Origin of the sequence: Mesorhizobium sp. B3-1-6 (assembly GCF_006439555.1) — a bacterium.
Lineage (GTDB): Bacteria > Pseudomonadota > Alphaproteobacteria > Rhizobiales > Rhizobiaceae > Mesorhizobium.
In genome coordinates, this window is sequence record NZ_VFTM01000025.1 from 1 (window position 1) to 15164 (window position 15164).

A 15164-nucleotide genomic window follows, 5' to 3' on the forward strand; every position below is an offset into this window, starting at 1 on the left:
CCCTTGTGAGCATCATGCAGCAACGTGGCCGAGCAGTCGGCCTCGACTTTACGAATGGTCGAGCCGATTAGTACCCATTGTCAATCGGTGGCTGTGCGGGCAAACCCAGCCTGCTCCTTTCGACATCGGCGAAGGCTTCCGCTGAGGTCTGAACCTCGAACAGGTGAATGGTTGCGGTCCCCTTTTCGACGACGCGGACTACCCACTCAGTGCCGGCAGATTTCACCCGCACGTCGTCCGGTTCGCCGCCCACCATCCCATGCCACCGTGATACGAATTCAAGTCAGTACTGCTGACAACCAGCTATGGTGTGGATTTTGTCAATCCAACCCTTTTTAATGGTTGATATTCATATAGCTAATGACAACGAAAACACTCAATAAACTTGGAATTCGCGGCCTTTTACCAAGAAATAGACCATCTATAAGCCGCCACAATCAATGTTCTGGATCAGAGTTTTCAGTCATTTGGTCCAAACATCTCTGTTCTTTTATTACTGCTATGCGTTGACTTCGTAGCTCTTGATCACCCCTGACACGACTATGGCCAAGTCCGTCAGGATCGCGACGGACATTACGCCGGTCCAATTTGACCATCGCTTTCAGGTGAGGGAAAAGCCCGTGTTGACGACCGCTTTGCGGCGCAAAGCGGCCATGTCTGTTGTCGGCCGCAAGCGGTCGGACCGCTTCCGCCGCTGCAGCATTCATGTGTGGTGAATTGCGCGGGCGCAAAGGATAGCGGCCCTCGTCCTCAGCTCGGAACCTCCCGTCGCACTCGAAGTTCTTGTGTTGCACATGGCCACCATCCACAGCGCGGGCGGCACGGGGTGTAAGGGTTTGACTCGGGAAAAGCCGACCGTACTCAGAGGAAAGATCGGTCGTTGGTTCGACGTACTTAAGTATGTTGCCATCGCGATTGTCGTGAGTTCGATCACTGTGATCGTGATGAACTTGATCCCCGATTCCCGGAGTATCCGCGCAATCGTTCCCCACCGTTTTGACGCAGCCGATCCTCAATTCGCGAGGAGCATGACCAGCTATTCCCAGGGACAAATGTTCGACGCCAACGCGGTGCAGACGCTGGTCAATGGCGATGAGATCTTTCCAGCAATGCTGGAAGCCATCCGCACTGCGCGTTCGACCATCAACATGGAAACCTACATCTATTGGTCGGGAAAGGTGGGCTACGAGTTCGCCGTGGCCTTGGCGGCGAAAGCCCGAGAAGGCGTCGAGGTTCGTGTGCTCGTCGACTGGGTCGGCAGTCTCCCCTTCGATGAAGAACTGATCCACATCATGACGAGTGCTGGAGTGCGGTTCCAGCGCTACCGGCCCATCTACTGGTATACCCTGGATCGCGTGAACAACCGAACGCATCGCAAACTGCTCATCGTCGACGGTCGGATAGCGTTCACCGGCGGTGTCGGCATTGCGGACAATTGGCTCGGAGACGCTCGCAATCCGACAGAGTGGCGTGACACGCACTACCGCATCGAGGGACGTGCCGCAGCCGCATTCCAGGCGGCATTCGCCGAAAACTGGCTGGAGACCGCGGGCGAGCCGTTGCAGGGCGAGAAGTTCTACCCGCCGCTCGCAGCTGCGGGGAACCTGAGCGCTCAACTTATCTTGTCTTCGCAACCAAATGGCTCCGAAGACATGGAGCTGATGATGTTGGCTGCGATGGCTGCTGCCAAGGATCACTTGCGGATCGGAATGGCTTATTTCGTTCCGGACGACATCGCCCTGCAGCAGATACTGGATGCCCGAAAAAGGAGCGTGATCGTCGATATCATCGTCCCCAACTCGCTGACGGATGTTCCTATCGTTCGAAAGGGCTCGCGCTACTTCTGGGGCGAATTACTCAAGGCGGGCGTGCGGATTTATGAGTTCCAGCCCACGATGTACCATCCTAAGCTGCTGATCGTCGACGACGTCTGGGCGAGCTTCGGTTCCGCCAACCTTGATGAGCGATCCCTTGGTCTTAACGATGAGGCCAATCTGAATATCTATGGCAAGGACTTTGGACAAACCCAAATCGATCTGTTCAACCGGGACCTAGCACGGTCTAAGCAGATCAGCCTCGAGGAATGGCAAGCCCGCCCCTGGACTGAAAGGGTGACGGATTGGATGGCTAGCCGACTGCATTCCCAGCTTTAGCACACGATCGCCGCCCGATCGGGTAAGACCGTCGGAAGGTGGTCGTCGGCTGGAGGCCAGGAGATGCGAAGGAATCTGGCGGGAGCGGTCGCTATCGGCTGATCGGGTGATGTCTGCTTTCGTTGAAGCTTGTTAGGTGCTTGTCGAGCGCTGCGGCAATGCTCTGTAGAAAGCTGATCCACTCAGACGGGAATGATCTGGGGATCACCTTCAAAGTCCATGCCGTGCGCCTCTTCACAAGCCACGTGCCGCCGAAGAGAAAAACGCCGCGCATCGACGAGCCATAGTGAGGACTGGAGCGCCGCTCAGCCTACCGATTTGGACGGTCTTCCGCCATGACGTTGTAGAGCATGAGGAACGCCAACAGTGAGACGATACCGCCTAAGAGATCGGCCCCTGTCAGTCGGCAGAAATAGACGAAATCAAACGCTAGCACGGCCATCGCTCTATCCTCGGAAAACGCACTAGGATGGGAACCGTTAGACAAGCCTAATGTTCCGCTCCGGAGGAGCAGCGCCGGCCTAATCTGCGTTCGGTACCCGTCCTGCTTGACCTCATGAATCCAGTCTTCGCCCTTCGGAGGATCCCTGAAGAGCTTGGGCTTCATTGGATGGATAATGGGCAACCGTTCACCGTCGGCGCGCTCAAGCATCACAGCCCCAACTCTACGATTTCACTCAATAACGCGATGAAGTTTCAGTTCCATTAGCATTCGCTGGAACAAGTCTTCCCGAGAATCGGTTATAACCCAGCATGGCCTTGGAGATATCCGATGGGGAAGAAGGCGATCCTAATTGCCGAGAGCGTTTCGGAGGAGCGGCTGGTTGAGGCCGATTTTTACGCCCGGCGATGTGGGCTACCACGCGACGAAGTGCTTCAAATCATCGAAAGCGCCTACAGCGCGACGGGCTTCAAAAAGCAGGACAAATCTAAGCACCGCAAGCGTTCGAAACGGTAAATCGGAACATTTGCAATATACATGGTTCCTCCTGACCAGGAGGAGAACGCCATGGCAGACGAAGAGCAAACAACTCAAGGCGGCGTGAGAGCCCGCCCTGTGGGAAACGGGCTCTCGCCGGAACGGTTGCAATCGTTCCGACCCAGCGCGCTGCTCGTCCGAAGTGCGCCGTGCAAGAGCAATTTCTGAGACGGCGGAATGTTCCATTAGCAATCGCTTGACGTGCGCCGCCACCGCCCCAGACTCTTCGGATGAAGAACGATCCCGAGTGCCGCGCCGCGCTCCAGTTGATCAGGGCGACGATTGAGGAGCACTGCGGTATTATGGCGCGGCGACAGAACTAAACCCACATGCCAGCGGGTGGCTAGCATGATCGGCGCGGTTTTCTTCGGCATCATATGGATGGCCTTTGTCTCTTTGAAGCCGTGTGCCTTCATACGCTCGGCCAGCTCGTCATATGTCAGATCGGCCCGCGTTAGTTCGACCTTCAGATGACGCGCCTCCCGTTCGGCCCATTCTTGTTCCGTAGTTGCGAATCCGATGGGGACGAAAGCGATCCTAATTACCGCGAGCGTATCGGAGGAGCGGCTGCTTGAGGCCGATTTTTACGCCCGGCGATGTGGGCTACCACGCGACGAAGTGCTTCAAATCATCGAAAGCGTCTACAGAGCGAGAGGTTGCCCACGCCGCCTTAGGGTGATCCCCGAATTGCAATGAAGGGACCAGCCCACTCTGATGGAGGTTTCTGAAATGTGTTCGCAGACGGAACTTTTGAGTTCCAGGGTGGGACGTTCGTCTCACGTCCATACAGCTGACCAGCAAGGGGCAGCGATGCGCGGAACGACGCAGAATTTCCGTAGTTCTCGCACTGCCTGCCGCGCACGCCTTGCGTGGCAGGCTACTTCCCGGCTGCCCATCGGCATCGGTCGACGGGCCTTTGATTGGGCGGAAATTTACCATCCCTGGCGGCGGGTAGCCGTGCCAGCGTCGGGAGGGATGGCCATGCTCTCAGGTCAGCGTCGGTTCGCCCACCGTCATCTCGGTGAGAAAGGACGCGGCGATCAAGTCGTCCGCGTCGATGCGTAAGGAACCTTCTCCGCGCGCCATGATGGCCGCGACCTTCTGGAAGGTCTTGATCTCATGGTCGGTGATGCGGGCGTCCCGCATCCTGGCTTTGAGATCGGCGACACGCATTCCGAGCGAACGGGATGTTCCGATTTCTCGATTCGACATTTTGGTCAGTCCTCCTCCCCCCGCCCGTGCCTGTTTCGCCGCCGCCCGAATCCGCGGCCTGCCACAGTCTGGTGTTTGCAGTTGAGGAGCATCAGCATGCCCGCTTATGAGAATCCGCTGATATTATGAATGAACGATGAATGACACGCGGCTGTATTTCAGCCCTCGGCTGTTTCCCGTCCACAGCTCACCGTGAGTTGTTTGCCTACCGTGGCAACAATGGGGATGGAACATAAGCCACATCACCGGCTTAGTCCGTCGGGTAGCTCACCTCGCCAGACGGTCGCGCTGCCTTCGGGCTGCCCACAGCCCGAGAGCCCGCTATCGTCCCTCAACGGTGGCGGGCTCAAATCGGAGCTTCTCCTATCAGCGGAACCTAATGTTCGCCTGCCGCTTATGGCGAGATGAGCACTCGCGGGATAAATTTCTTCGACAAATGGATGGCAGAGCATCTGCCGGATGCGGTGACCGACGACCCGGCCGCGATAAACGATCTAGCCGACCAGGCTATGGAAGCCGCGGACCGAGAGGGCATCGCGATAAGCGAAATCTATGAGGAAGTCGGCAGCGTCTTCGAAGTGATCGCGGCGGCGATGCAGCATCGCGATGGCAGCTTGCTCGAGGCAGATCCCGCCACCTTTGATCTCTTGGCAGACCGGTTGTCCCGAGAAGCAAACATCTCCAACGAGCAAGCCCACGATCTTATTGGGCGTTTCGGCACCGATTGGGAAATGCTGCTCAACGAAGCCCATTTTATGAAAGAGCTTGAAGGCCGGCTGGCGAAGGAATGACAAAGCACGGGCAATTCGTTAGGGCTGCCGAAGCAGCAAGCGTCCACTGACACGAAGCGCTCTAACGAAATGCTCCAGGGGTGCTTAAGACTGGGTCGGATCACAAGCGCGGTAGCGCATCAGAGTCACGTCGCAAGCGAAAGCGCGGATCGCACAGCGAGAAACAAGAGAGCAATGGTTTCCAAGGTAGCCAATAGCCTTGGTGTCAGAAATGCTTTAGCGTACCCTTCTGTACTAGTTTGCAAGGGATGGGATAATGCAAGTTGATCGTTTTCGAAAGATGCTTCGGGAGTTTTCGAGGCAGGCTAGAACCGGTCAGATAGCGACTAACACCATCACGGGCAATGCCGTCGCTAACATTGCCGACCAGTTAGAGCGCGACTTGGGAAACTCCATCGCAAATCGCCGGATAAAGAGCGACACCACAATATCGTTCGCTCCTGATATTTGTCCCTGTTGCGGTAAGTAACCCGAATGACGGGATGTATGTGGCATCTCCGTATCCCAAAATGCGGAGCACCCGGCGCCGGCGGCGTGAACGTCACGCCGTCGAACGCGGCCGGTCCACCTAGGTTATGGTGTTACAGCGGGCCAGAATATAAAAGCCAACAACACCACGAATATCACCAGGGCTGCAACAGCGCCCCACATTAGAACATTTCGAGTGCCGCGCTGCTCTTCGTGTCGGGAAATATTGTTGGGCATTGTCGAATCCTGGTGACGTCGGTTTCATCAGCAACGCTAGCTTCATATGCTGGTTCCGAGGCCTTCAGCGAATTGGCCTCATGAGCCCAGCGCTCCGCTTCCGCTCGCGACAGCCCGATAAGCAAACTGTCGTAGCGGAGTGCGGGCAAATCCGTCGACCGGTCATATACCAGCCACTCATCGGCTGGATCACACATTGTCTCGAACCTCATCGCCGCGCTCCCATGCGTTAGGGTGTCCTAATCTTCGCTTGCCACCGTTGTTCCAACCTCAACCTGGAAAGTCGCTGTCCAAGCCGTTCATCGAGGCAGCGACAGGATTTCGAGGCGAACTGGTCCACCTCGATTACAACTTGTGCAAAAAAGCGCCCGCTCCACAGAACTGAACAGCGCGGCCTTGCCATAGCGTTTGATGAGCGCCTCGGGTTTCACCGATGCACGATGCGAGCAGTTTTTGCACCAGGCCCGAAGCGTGTGCCAGCTTCGGAGATCGCCAAGCGCCACATCGAGACCGGCGTGGATGCTACCGTCCACTATCGTCTCGAGAGGAACTGTTGGCTCGCCAGGTGTGAGCAGCTTCTCCATTGCGTAATTGGCGTTTCGATGAATGAGCAGCATTCCCGGCCGACGCCGAATTGCCGCCTGCCATCCGGCCTGCGACACGACGAAATCCGGTGATCGCGATATGGTTTCGATAAGGGCGACCTCGTCGCGATCCCACACCTCGATTCGGAAATTGTCCTCTGCTGTTTTCCACATAGCTCCGCAGCCGGACGCTTGGGCGACCGCCTATTCCTCCGAAATGCTGATCCCCTTTGAATAGAGAACAAATTCCTAGCCGGTCAATGGCAGCTTGACAGTTTTGTTCCTATTTTGTTCACTTCTTGCATGATAGCCACAGGAGGCAGGAATGCCGCTTCGACTGGTGATTGAGAATGCAACCTGGGAAGAGTTGTGCCGCGGCGTCGCGGCCGCGGAGGCTGTTTTCGCCCGCTCGGGAATTTCATACGAAGATGCTGTCAACGGGATGCTGGCAGCCGATCCCTGGATGAAAGAGAAATTTCCTGACTTTCCAGAGCCCAGCAAGAAACAGGAGACGGCAGCCAGCGTCTGGTACGAGGCCGAACGCGCCGCTTGCCAAGCTTGCTGTGCGGGATGGCCCGAAGACAAGGTCGTTCGCCCGCACCGGGTTTTGGGGATCGGTCCAGTTGAACCGAGGGTGAAGACGGCGAACCTTGCTACATGGCCGGACAGGCAGGGGCGATACCGGGAGATCATCGAGCGCTTGGAGACGGCCATCGGTCCCGACCGGCAACTCGATATCGATACCTGTTGCGTAATGGGCTGGATCGATGGGCCGTGCACACCCGAAGACGCGGCCGAAATGGAGCTCCCCTGTCTCACGGGCAAACTGGCACAGATTTTGGAGATCACGAAAAAATCCCTTCCCAAATGGACGATCGAAGTCGACCACGAACCATGCGATGCTCGCATCATCGAGCCGGATCGCGACAGGGATGAGCACGACGATTTGAGCGTGGCTGCGTGGCGTTGCTCAGATGGCTATCAACACATGGAGAAGCCTCCTGCCAACGCGGCAATTGCACTTACACTCGCGGCAATGCGCCTGCAGGCTGACAGTTTTCTGCCCCCGGCATGGTGAGACGAAATCGCAGTATTCCGCCGCCAACGGTCATCGATCGCGAGATGCCGCACCAGGTCGCCCTGCCCGACGACATCTGCACAGCATACAACTTCACGCTGATCCGACGGTTTCTCGAGGAGCAAGGGCTATCATGCCGGACGCGATCGGTGATTGCGATCTGGGAAGACGGCAAGCAGGAGCAATGGCGACTGCACTGTTTCGCAGATCGCGATGCCGCCGCCGCCTTCCTTGACCACTTCGGCGGGTTCATGTTCGATCCCAAGCATGACCGTGAGAATGGCCGAGCACGTGGCGCCTGGCGCCGCAACGGCGTCTATCAGCGGATCTTCGCGATTGGACCGCTCAATGTGCCGGAAATTCTGCGGAACTGAACTCAGGCGCGCTCTGGCCGCACCGTTTCAACGGATAATGATCCCGCCGGCAAGGGTCGCAACAACTCGCTTTCCGGTCTCGACAGATCGAGCCAGCCTCTCCAATTCTCAGGCTGAAGAACGACCACCTGCCGATTGTGATACGGCGCGACATCCGGCCCAGGATCGGTCGTCAACATCGTGAAGGTGGGCGGCTTGTTGCCGGCCGCCTCACGCCAGAGCCCGGCAATGGTTAGGAATGGAGCACCGTTCAACGTGAAGCGGTGTTTGGCTTTTGGATATTTCGTGCCCGTGAACTCGAAGAACGCCGATGCCGGCACGAGGCAGCGTTTGCTGTCAGCAAAACGACGTCCTTCGGACCGGAAGTTGAACACCGGCCCTCCCTTCGGGCCGGCCGGCGGAAAACCAAACGTCATCGACGCAAGTTCAACGCCGTCCCCGGCAGCACGCATGATCGGCGCCGGATCGTTGATGCGAATGTCGTCAGCTTGGGGAAGATCAAGCTCGGTTTGATGGGTCGGGATATTCAGCGCCAACGATTCCATCATCCGGCAATATTCTGCCCAGGCGACGTGCTGCTCGTAGTCGTTGCACATGGAGTTTCCCGCGGAAACGACGAAGATGATCTTGGGAAGCTACTAGGCCGATTTTCGTGCAGGCTTCGACTTTGGCGCCGGCCTAATGCCCTCCTTGGCGAGGCTCTTCTTCAGTACGGCGGCGAGGTCGACAACATTCTCCTCGGGTTTCGGTGCCGGCTTGGGCGGCTTCTTGCCCTTGCGCTTGGCGTCGATCATTGCGATCAACGCATCCTCATAGGTATCTTCGAACTTCGATGGGTCGAACTTAGTCACCTTCTTGTCGATCAGGAGCCCGGCAATTTCGAGCAAATCCTTGTCGTACTTCGGGCTCTTCAGATCGTCGAAGACGCTGTTTTCCGAAATCATCTCGTTATGCGTGCGCAGTTCGGTCAGCAGCATTCCCTTGCCGAATGGCTGAATAATCACCTCCCTGCCGCGCTGGTAGAGGACAACGCAGGATCGCGCCGCGACCCGCTTCTTGACCATGGCTTCACGCAGCACCGAAAACGCCTCCACAGCGGCGCCGTCGGCCGGAATGACGTAATAGGGCTTTTCCAGATAGCGCGTGTCGATCTCGTCAGTCGAAACGAACCCTTCAACATCGAGCGTGTGCTGCGACGTGAGCTTCAGTTTCTTGATTTCGTCCGGCTCGATTTCGAGAAACTCGCCCTTCTCCACCTCATAGCCTTTGATCTGGTCTTCCGCGGGAACCACGTCGCCTGTCTGCTCGTCGACATAGGCGCTCTTGACGGGAAGTCCGTCCTCGCGGCTCAGGATCTTGAAATGGACCTTGCCGGCCTCGGTGGTCGCCCCGACCAGCTTGACCCCGCAAGTCACCGATCCGACCTTGAGGAATCCTTTCCATACCGCGCGTGGTGCCGCCATTTGGCCAACTCATGATTTGTGGAACATCCTGACGGGGGAAACTTGGCCTCGCCACAATGGTTCCGCGTCGGCTCAAAGACGCGCAGATGCAAGAAGATGCCCGTCGTCGGAAGGAAATGCAGCGACGGGCATCTGGCCTGAGCCAACGGCGGCGAGAGGGGAACGCGTCCGCCTGGAACACAGGCCGGCAGGGCCAAACTTGTTCCCAGGTGAGCCGTGGTCCGCACTCCAATCCTCTCTGAGCTACTGAGAGCGGTAGCCGTCGAACTTGAGCTCGTGCATCCAGCCATCGCCTTCTGGCGGCTTGTCCACGAGCGTCGGCATCAACGGCGGTATGAACGTCAGACGCACCGAGGTTACCCCGACGCCATTTCGAATTTGATTCAATATGGCATGGCCGTTTCCGTTCCACCATGCGGATGCATATGCGCCGCTTCACGCGCCTGACCAACGGCTTCTCAAAGGGCGATTATCTGGTTGAAAACCCAAAGCGAAATAGGAATATAATCAGCACGGGCCGGCAAGCTATCTCTTGGTATGAAAACGTACAATCGAATCAGCTTGAACAACCGATCTCGACGGAATTATAAAAATCGACGTTACCCTTGCTCTCTGGGGAGGCACTGCGATGGATAACGTGGTTCTATTCCGCAGCCCGGCCGCGCGGGTCGAACTGGCGGAAGTCTCTGGCGAATGGCTCGTCCGCGTCATCGAAAACGACCAAGAACTCACCCGATCATTTGAAGTGGAAGAATATGCGCTATCCTACGCGGAAGGACAGCGCATGCGCCTAGGTCTGAATAACGTCACACGGTCTTAACAACGAAAAAGTCCCGGCGCTGAGGGGTCGGCGCCGGAGCTTTTGGGGCATGCAAGCCGCATCAGCATGACCTTGCGTTAGCTTGCGCTAAGTGAAATGGGAATATGGTCCTCGACAGGCCGCACAGCCAAAACTTTCGACTGGATTGGAACCTTCCTGGCTAACGGGAGTTGGATCCGATTCGGGGACGAAATCTCATGGCACAAAAGGCTAGCGGCGAAGCCATCCGCTCGATGATCCGAGACGAGCAAAACCGCCGCGCATTACACAAGCTTTTAGGGCTGGAAATCGATCCGGTGTTGCCGCTTAACTTCGTCTCGCTACTCAAGGCTCTTGAGGAAGCGGAGGAAGGCGAAGGGGATGACGACGACTCGACGCATTAGTGGCATCGTTGGCCCGCTCCTCGCTCATGCAACGGTGAGACTCGCGAAATAGGTCGTGTAGGGATATAAATCGCTCATTCGCGGGGGATGGTTTTCGCCCCGCCATTTATGAGGGGACAATGGCGAAACGCGGCCTATCTCCATTCGATGCCGACATCTTGCGGACGGCCTTCCATAAGGCCGTGAAGGACGAGAGCACGCCGGAGAGCAAGTGGCGAGAATTGGCCGCGCAGCTGATTGCTACATATACCGGCTCATCGACTGTCGATCCCGACTTGGTGGAATGGATAGTGCAAAGCGAAAGTCACCAGTAGGCGGCCGACGCTGTACCGGCATGACCTTACGTTAGCTTGCGCTCATATCGCGAACGAAGGGCGATTGCCTTAGTCCTTGGCCTTGTCGCGCTTCCGGCGCGCCAGTTCCTTTATCTGCTCGTTGGTGAGCTTGGGCGCGTGGGCGATCTTATTGACGGCAGCCTCAAAGGCTTCGTCGGATTGGTCGGTGCCGAGTTCGCGCGCAGCCTCCTCGAATTTCTCTTTTTGGGTTTTTTCTTTCATGATCCCTAATGCTTCGATGGCATCAGCCCTTTGATTTTTTCCAGCTTTTGAATGAACTCCGACAGATCGTCGGCGTTGTCGAATTGGTAGTGACCCGACACGGTTTCCCATATCGAAAACGATTGGTTTTAACGTCGGCTGAGCCGGCGGGGGGCGGGGTCTGCGGGAATGGGTCCCAAGCTGGCGATTGGTTTTTGTTTTCCATGACTTTACCCTTATCAACTTCGGGGTCAGGCTTGCCTGCACCCTCATCGGTTTCGGGCGATTCTAGAGTGCGTCACGACATCATGCGAGGCGAATTCCTGGCCAACGCGGCGATACATGCCAGCCTCGTCCGTCATCAACGCGCTTTCCTTGGCGATGTTGGCGCGGACAATCGGCATGATCGTGCCAATGCGGGCGGTATCAACGTGGAAGGAACGGGCGCGCCCACCACGCTCTACCAGCGTGACAAAGGTATTCTTGTGAGAGCCGCCGCCGGGCTTCACAGGAGTGCCCTTAAGACGACCAATGTAGGTCTCATCAACCTCGACGGTCTTGCCGTTGCTACCCATCGGGGCAAGCTCGCCAGACGCCATTGCAAGGCGAATGCGGTGGCACAGGAACCAAGCTGCCTCATAGGTGCATTCGAGTATGCGGTGCATCTGGTGAGCGCTGATACCCTTCTTAGAGGCGCACATAAGGTGGATGGCCTGTAGCCACTTGGTCAGCGGCAGATGGCTTTCCTCGAAGATCGTTCCCATGCGGACGGTGAACTGCGAGCGGCAGGCGCTGCACTTGTACAGGCCGTGACGCTCGACACCGTTCGGGTTCTTCTTGGAAGGCTTAGTGCGAACACCCTTCAATGCGTAGTGGCGATCAACGCTACCGCACTTGGGGCAAACCGGACCATTCGGCCACAGTATTGACTCCACATGCTCGAAAGCCTTTGCTTCGTCATGGAACTCGGGGCGGGACAGAATGGACATGGAAATCTCCTATGTCCTTACCCTACGTAATCACTTTGGGTTTGTCAACCAGATAATCGCCTCTCAAAGAAGGTGGAAGCCCACGCCAACGCGGTAGCGCTGCACTTCATGTATTACAACTTTGTTCGCATCCACGCCTCACTACCGCATGACGTCGGCAATGGCCGCTGGTGTGACTGACAAGCTTTGGGAGATTGGCGATATCGTCGCGCTAATCGAGGCTAAGGAAGTCGAGAAGACGACAACTCGGTGCCCTTACAAAAAGCGCGTTGCCGAAATAGGAACTGAGAGCCGCAACCATTAACATGGCTGGGTGGTTGGGCATGTAGTGGTCCCGGTTGCATCTTCGCTCATCGGGAAAAGCCGGAGTGAGGGTATGCCGGAGGCGCCTTCGGCTCTTCCTTTTTTTGCGGGAGTGACTGATGCAACGCGATCCCCTTACCGTCATCGGTAACCAGGAAGTCCGCGCGCAAGTGGCGAGCTACATCCATTCTTTCTGGTGCCGACGGATTGGCCAGAGGAGATTGATGCGCTTTTGAAGAGCCTGCACTGATCGCCGTCAAATTTCAAACTGACCCACTACCCAATCTCGGGAGAAACAAAGTTGCGCTGAGAGCGTTGGAGCTTGTTCACGGGCCAGAGCAGCATGACCAGATACTATTTCCACGTTGACAACGGCACCTTCGTCCCCGACCCTGAAGGGGTCGATCTCCCGGATTTAGACGCGGCGCGGCAGGAAGCAGTGCGCACTGCTGGCGAGATGATAAACGACAGCAAGCAGTCTTTCTGGGAGCATATGACGCCTTGGATCATGAATGTGACGGATGATGAGAATCATCTCCTGTTCACGCTTCAGTTCGCGGCGAAAGTGCCTTCAGGCGATGCGCTCTACATCCCGCGCATGGAGGCTGAGCGCGACTAGGGTTGAGCCCGACAAAGAAGCCCGCCGGCCAAAGCCAGCGGCAGAGTTACTGGAGTAGGGTTCGCTAAGTGGAAAGATGCGCGACAGGCTGGTCGGGGGACAGCGGAAAGCAGCGCGAACTCGGCAGCGAAACCGGTGGAAAGACATAAAAACTTATGTCAATGCAATTATGCTAATTTAGCTTCCGATTAGCCGACTCTCCCCTACGAGTCGGTTAGGCCCGGCGGTTTAACCCACGCACCCCAACGCGGAACTGTCGGGCCGCTAGCTTGGGGCGGCGTCCAGGCTTTGCGCCGCCAGGAAGGCAACGAATGAGCAGGCAGCGAGAATATTAGCGAAGGCTTGACGAACCCAGCCGTCGCACACTCAAGGGCATGGCGAAGGGTAACATCAACATTGGCGACGAGGTCGCGATCATGGCGACGGTGCGCCGGCGAGTCACCCGAGGATCGCGTCAGCGTCGCAATCCCTGGCTACAACCAGCCGCATTCGATCCTCGACCGGACATCGAAGGTCAGCAAGGGTCGGCCGATCGAGCTGGTGGCGATGTCACGCATGTCGATGGGGCAAAGGTCACCGTGAACCTCGGCATTCGTGTCACCGTCGATGCCAAAATAGTCACTCTGAAGACGCGCTATGTGCCTCCGAAGCGGAAGGCGCCGCTCATCGACAAGGCGTCCTAAAAGAAAACCCGCCGGCCGGAACCTGGGGGATTATGCAGTTCGGCTGATCGGTGATGGATCAAGCCGGCTCAGGCGGAGGCACAGACGGTCCGGCAACGATAACGGAAAGTTTGCCCTTGCGAACGAGGACGGGCTTCTCGTAGGTCTTCTTCGCTGAAAACTCCCCCAAGGTTGAAGATCCCTCAAACGCGGTGAAAATGACCGGCGCCACCGCTGGTTGTCAAGACAAGAAAGCCCGCCGGCCAAAGCCAGCGGGCAGTTACTGGAGTAGCCTGGGCGCGCAAACTGGCAACGTGCGCGGCAGGCTACTCAGCAACAGCGCAAAACCCGAGTAGTTCCCTCGACACCTGTGTCTTGCTCCGTCAGTCGTAATATCCGTCGGACGAACGTCTTATCCGCCAACTCATAAGTCCCGAAGGCGAAACATCTTCCGCAGATCTTCATTAGGAGGTGCTGGCGAGCATAGTCCCTTCGTCGCCAGGTCATGGATGCCCGCCACTACCTGCGATGATGGTGGGCATCCATCATTCAAAAGGTGCCGGATTGCCGCTTCCTCAAGAACTTGAAGACGAATATCTCACCTTTGAATGCCCACGATGCGAACGCGCGATCGTTCGAAAAGGCATATGGTTCAAGACCATTTCCTCATTCAAATGCCTGTCCTGCAAGGCGGCGGTGAGGCTTGGATACGCCGAGAAGCTACACCTCTTCGAGAAGCACAGGCATCTGATAGCGACCCGACAAACCGATGATGTAAAAGCCTCGCCGGCCGGAGCCGACGGGCGCTAAAATGCGGTGTCGTCAGCCTGGCGGCAGGACGACTACAACAGACGCCGTTGCAACGACTGCGGAAAGCTTGCCCTGGCGCACCAGCATGGGCTTCTCGCAGGCCTTCTTCATGGGAATTCCCCCGGTTTCGGTTGATCCCTCAAACACCATGACACTGTCCCCTGGCCTTCTTTGGTTGCCAAGCTGGGAGAAACAAAGTTGCCCCGCAACAGTTTGGGCCTGTCCAACAAGGGCAAAGCATCATGACAACCTATTATTTCCACGTCGACAACGGCGAATTCATCCCCGACGGAGATGGTGTCGATCTCCCGGATCTGGACGCGGCGCGGCAAGAAGCCGTGCGTGCTGCGGGCGAGATGATAAACGAGAGCAAGCGCTCTTTCTGGGAGGGTATGACGCCTTGGATCATGAATATGACGGACGATGAAAATCATCTCCTGTTTACGCTTCAGTTCGCGGCGAACGTGCCTTCAGGAAACGCGCTCTACATCCCGCAAACGGAGGCTGACCACGCCTAGACTAGGCCACCGCCCGACAAAAAACCCGCCGGCCGGAGCCGGGGTTGGAGGTAGGTTTGAAATGACCAGGAGCCATCCTGGCAATTCTCAAGTGGCAGGTGTCAAAGGTTCCGTCAAGGGACGCGGCGCCGAGCCAAGCGGTGCGCTCAAATATCAAATGAAAAAGCCCGCCGGCCAGGGCCAGC

The 15164-nt window shown here is 57.1% G+C and carries 18 protein-coding genes and 3 pseudogenes; 12 read left to right on the forward strand and 9 right to left on the reverse strand.

Features of this window, described 5'->3' with window-relative positions:
- Positions 1-794 precede the first annotated feature (794 nt).
- Positions 795-2153, forward strand: a complete 1359-nt coding sequence (locus tag FJ414_RS21290; RefSeq protein WP_140646294.1) for a phospholipase D-like domain-containing protein — start codon at positions 795-797, stop codon at positions 2151-2153.
- A gap of 310 nt (positions 2154-2463) precedes the next feature.
- Here the strand turns inward: FJ414_RS21290 and FJ414_RS21295 are convergent, their stop codons facing one another.
- Positions 2464-2805, reverse strand: a complete 342-nt coding sequence (locus FJ414_RS21295) for a hypothetical protein (protein ID WP_140646295.1) — start codon at positions 2803-2805, stop codon at positions 2464-2466.
- Positions 2806-2925: 120 nt separating this feature from the next.
- Here FJ414_RS21295 and FJ414_RS21300 point away from each other — a divergent pair, with 120 nt between their 5' ends.
- Complete coding sequence (locus FJ414_RS21300) at positions 2926-3111, forward strand: hypothetical protein (RefSeq protein ID WP_140646296.1); 186 nt, start codon at positions 2926-2928, stop codon at positions 3109-3111.
- Positions 3112-3317: 206 nt separating this feature from the next.
- Here FJ414_RS21300 and FJ414_RS32020 read toward each other — a convergent pair whose 3' ends face one another.
- Both FJ414_RS32020 and FJ414_RS21305 read right to left on the reverse strand, forming a co-directional pair.
- Positions 3318-3674 (reverse strand): DUF6471 domain-containing protein, encoded by a 357-nt coding sequence (locus tag FJ414_RS32020; RefSeq protein WP_348640017.1) that lies wholly within the window; start codon positions 3672-3674, stop codon positions 3318-3320.
- Positions 3675-4119: 445 nt separating this feature from the next.
- The gene (locus tag FJ414_RS21305) at positions 4120-4344 is read right to left on the reverse strand and encodes a hypothetical protein (protein WP_140646297.1); all 225 of its coding nucleotides are present in this window, start codon (positions 4342-4344) and stop codon (positions 4120-4122) included.
- Between the two features lie 440 nt (positions 4345-4784).
- Here FJ414_RS21305 and FJ414_RS31855 point away from each other — a divergent pair, with 440 nt between their 5' ends.
- The gene (locus FJ414_RS31855; protein ID WP_246672458.1) at positions 4785-5135 is read left to right on the forward strand and encodes a hypothetical protein; all 351 of its coding nucleotides are present in this window, start codon (positions 4785-4787) and stop codon (positions 5133-5135) included.
- Between the two features lie 1004 nt (positions 5136-6139).
- Here the strand turns inward: FJ414_RS31855 and FJ414_RS21315 are convergent.
- Positions 6140-6598 (reverse strand): hypothetical protein, encoded by a 459-nt coding sequence (locus FJ414_RS21315; RefSeq protein WP_140646298.1) that lies wholly within the window; start codon positions 6596-6598, stop codon positions 6140-6142.
- A gap of 151 nt (positions 6599-6749) precedes the next feature.
- On the opposite strand from FJ414_RS21315, the gene FJ414_RS21320 reads away from it, so the two are divergent.
- Positions 6750-7502, forward strand: coding sequence for a hypothetical protein (locus FJ414_RS21320; protein WP_140646299.1), 753 nt, complete (start codon positions 6750-6752; stop codon positions 7500-7502).
- Between the two features lie 44 nt (positions 7503-7546).
- A complete protein-coding gene (locus tag FJ414_RS21325) occupies positions 7547-7876 on the forward strand; it encodes a hypothetical protein (RefSeq protein WP_140646300.1) in 330 nt (109 codons plus the stop codon).
- Positions 7877-7878: 2 nt separating this feature from the next.
- Here the strand turns inward: FJ414_RS21325 and FJ414_RS21330 are convergent, their stop codons facing one another.
- The 3 genes and pseudogenes from FJ414_RS21330 to FJ414_RS31860 all read right to left on the reverse strand — a co-directional run.
- Positions 7879-8472 (reverse strand): SOS response-associated peptidase, encoded by a 594-nt coding sequence (locus tag FJ414_RS21330; protein WP_140646301.1) that lies wholly within the window; start codon positions 8470-8472, stop codon positions 7879-7881.
- Between the two features lie 42 nt (positions 8473-8514).
- Positions 8515-9339 carry a Ku protein gene (locus tag FJ414_RS21335; protein WP_140646302.1) on the reverse strand — a complete coding sequence of 275 codons (825 nt, stop codon included), beginning with the start codon at positions 9337-9339 and terminating at the stop codon, positions 8515-8517.
- Between the two features lie 246 nt (positions 9340-9585).
- Positions 9586-9690 (reverse strand): annotated as a pseudogene (locus tag FJ414_RS31860) (ATP-dependent DNA ligase); the annotation flags it as partial.
- A gap of 277 nt (positions 9691-9967) precedes the next feature.
- Between FJ414_RS31860 and FJ414_RS21345 the strand changes: the two are divergent.
- From FJ414_RS21345 to FJ414_RS21355, 3 genes are all read left to right on the forward strand, one after another.
- The gene (locus FJ414_RS21345; RefSeq protein WP_140646303.1) at positions 9968-10159 is read left to right on the forward strand and encodes a hypothetical protein; all 192 of its coding nucleotides are present in this window, start codon (positions 9968-9970) and stop codon (positions 10157-10159) included.
- A 197-nt stretch (positions 10160-10356) separates the two neighbouring features.
- Positions 10357-10542, forward strand: coding sequence for a hypothetical protein (locus FJ414_RS21350; protein ID WP_140646304.1), 186 nt, complete (start codon positions 10357-10359; stop codon positions 10540-10542).
- Between the two features lie 119 nt (positions 10543-10661).
- Positions 10662-10856, forward strand: a complete 195-nt coding sequence (locus FJ414_RS21355; RefSeq protein ID WP_140646305.1) for a hypothetical protein — start codon at positions 10662-10664, stop codon at positions 10854-10856.
- Between the two features lie 69 nt (positions 10857-10925).
- On the opposite strand, the gene FJ414_RS31550 is transcribed toward FJ414_RS21355, so the two are convergent.
- Together FJ414_RS31550 and FJ414_RS21360 are read right to left on the reverse strand one after the other, a co-directional pair.
- Entirely contained in the window at positions 10926-11099 is a 174-nt protein-coding gene (locus tag FJ414_RS31550; RefSeq protein WP_181181668.1) for a hypothetical protein, read from the reverse strand.
- Positions 11100-11371: 272 nt separating this feature from the next.
- Positions 11372-12067 (reverse strand): annotated as a pseudogene (locus tag FJ414_RS21360) (IS1595 family transposase); the annotation flags it as partial.
- A gap of 63 nt (positions 12068-12130) precedes the next feature.
- Here FJ414_RS21360 and FJ414_RS31865 point away from each other — a divergent pair.
- The 4 genes and pseudogenes from FJ414_RS31865 to FJ414_RS21390 all read left to right on the forward strand — a co-directional run.
- Positions 12131-12371: pseudogene (locus tag FJ414_RS31865) on the forward strand (IS1 family transposase); the annotation flags it as partial.
- 342 nt (positions 12372-12713) lie between these two features.
- The gene (locus FJ414_RS21370) at positions 12714-12989 is read left to right on the forward strand and encodes a hypothetical protein (protein ID WP_140646306.1); all 276 of its coding nucleotides are present in this window, start codon (positions 12714-12716) and stop codon (positions 12987-12989) included.
- Between the two features lie 374 nt (positions 12990-13363).
- Positions 13364-13672 (forward strand): hypothetical protein, encoded by a 309-nt coding sequence (locus tag FJ414_RS21375; RefSeq protein WP_348640014.1) that lies wholly within the window; start codon positions 13364-13366, stop codon positions 13670-13672.
- Positions 13673-14703: 1031 nt separating this feature from the next.
- A complete protein-coding gene (locus FJ414_RS21390) occupies positions 14704-14979 on the forward strand; it encodes a hypothetical protein (RefSeq protein WP_140646308.1) in 276 nt (91 codons plus the stop codon).
- Positions 14980-15164 lie beyond the last annotated feature (185 nt).

Excerpts from the sequence above, each read along its gene's own strand:
- FJ414_RS21300 (WP_140646296.1), top strand. The coding sequence starts at position 2,926 with ATGGGGAAGAAGGCGATCCTAATTGCCGAGAGCGTTTCGGAGGAGCGG.
- FJ414_RS21390 (WP_140646308.1), top strand. The coding sequence starts at position 14,704 with ATGACAACCTATTATTTCCACGTCGACAACGGCGAATTCATCCCCGAC.
- FJ414_RS31550 (WP_181181668.1), bottom strand. The coding sequence starts at position 11,099 with ATGAAAGAAAAAACCCAAAAAGAGAAATTCGAGGAGGCTGCGCGCGAA.
- FJ414_RS21370 (WP_140646306.1), top strand. The coding sequence starts at position 12,714 with ATGACCAGATACTATTTCCACGTTGACAACGGCACCTTCGTCCCCGAC.
- FJ414_RS31855 (WP_246672458.1), top strand. The coding sequence starts at position 4,785 with ATGGCAGAGCATCTGCCGGATGCGGTGACCGACGACCCGGCCGCGATA.
- FJ414_RS21290 (WP_140646294.1), top strand. The coding sequence starts at position 795 with ATGGCCACCATCCACAGCGCGGGCGGCACGGGGTGTAAGGGTTTGACT.
- FJ414_RS21355 (WP_140646305.1), top strand. The coding sequence starts at position 10,662 with ATGGCGAAACGCGGCCTATCTCCATTCGATGCCGACATCTTGCGGACG.
- FJ414_RS21315 (WP_140646298.1), bottom strand. The coding sequence starts at position 6,598 with ATGTGGAAAACAGCAGAGGACAATTTCCGAATCGAGGTGTGGGATCGC.
- FJ414_RS21295 (WP_140646295.1), bottom strand. The coding sequence starts at position 2,805 with ATGCTTGAGCGCGCCGACGGTGAACGGTTGCCCATTATCCATCCAATG.
- FJ414_RS21320 (WP_140646299.1), top strand. The coding sequence starts at position 6,750 with ATGCCGCTTCGACTGGTGATTGAGAATGCAACCTGGGAAGAGTTGTGC.
- FJ414_RS21330 (WP_140646301.1), bottom strand. The coding sequence starts at position 8,472 with ATGTGCAACGACTACGAGCAGCACGTCGCCTGGGCAGAATATTGCCGG.
- FJ414_RS21350 (WP_140646304.1), top strand. The coding sequence starts at position 10,357 with ATGGCACAAAAGGCTAGCGGCGAAGCCATCCGCTCGATGATCCGAGAC.
- FJ414_RS21325 (WP_140646300.1), top strand. The coding sequence starts at position 7,547 with ATGCCGCACCAGGTCGCCCTGCCCGACGACATCTGCACAGCATACAAC.
- FJ414_RS21305 (WP_140646297.1), bottom strand. The coding sequence starts at position 4,344 with ATGTCGAATCGAGAAATCGGAACATCCCGTTCGCTCGGAATGCGTGTC.
- FJ414_RS21375 (WP_348640014.1), top strand. The coding sequence starts at position 13,364 with ATGGCGAAGGGTAACATCAACATTGGCGACGAGGTCGCGATCATGGCG.
- FJ414_RS21345 (WP_140646303.1), top strand. The coding sequence starts at position 9,968 with ATGGATAACGTGGTTCTATTCCGCAGCCCGGCCGCGCGGGTCGAACTG.
- FJ414_RS21335 (WP_140646302.1), bottom strand. The coding sequence starts at position 9,339 with ATGGCGGCACCACGCGCGGTATGGAAAGGATTCCTCAAGGTCGGATCG.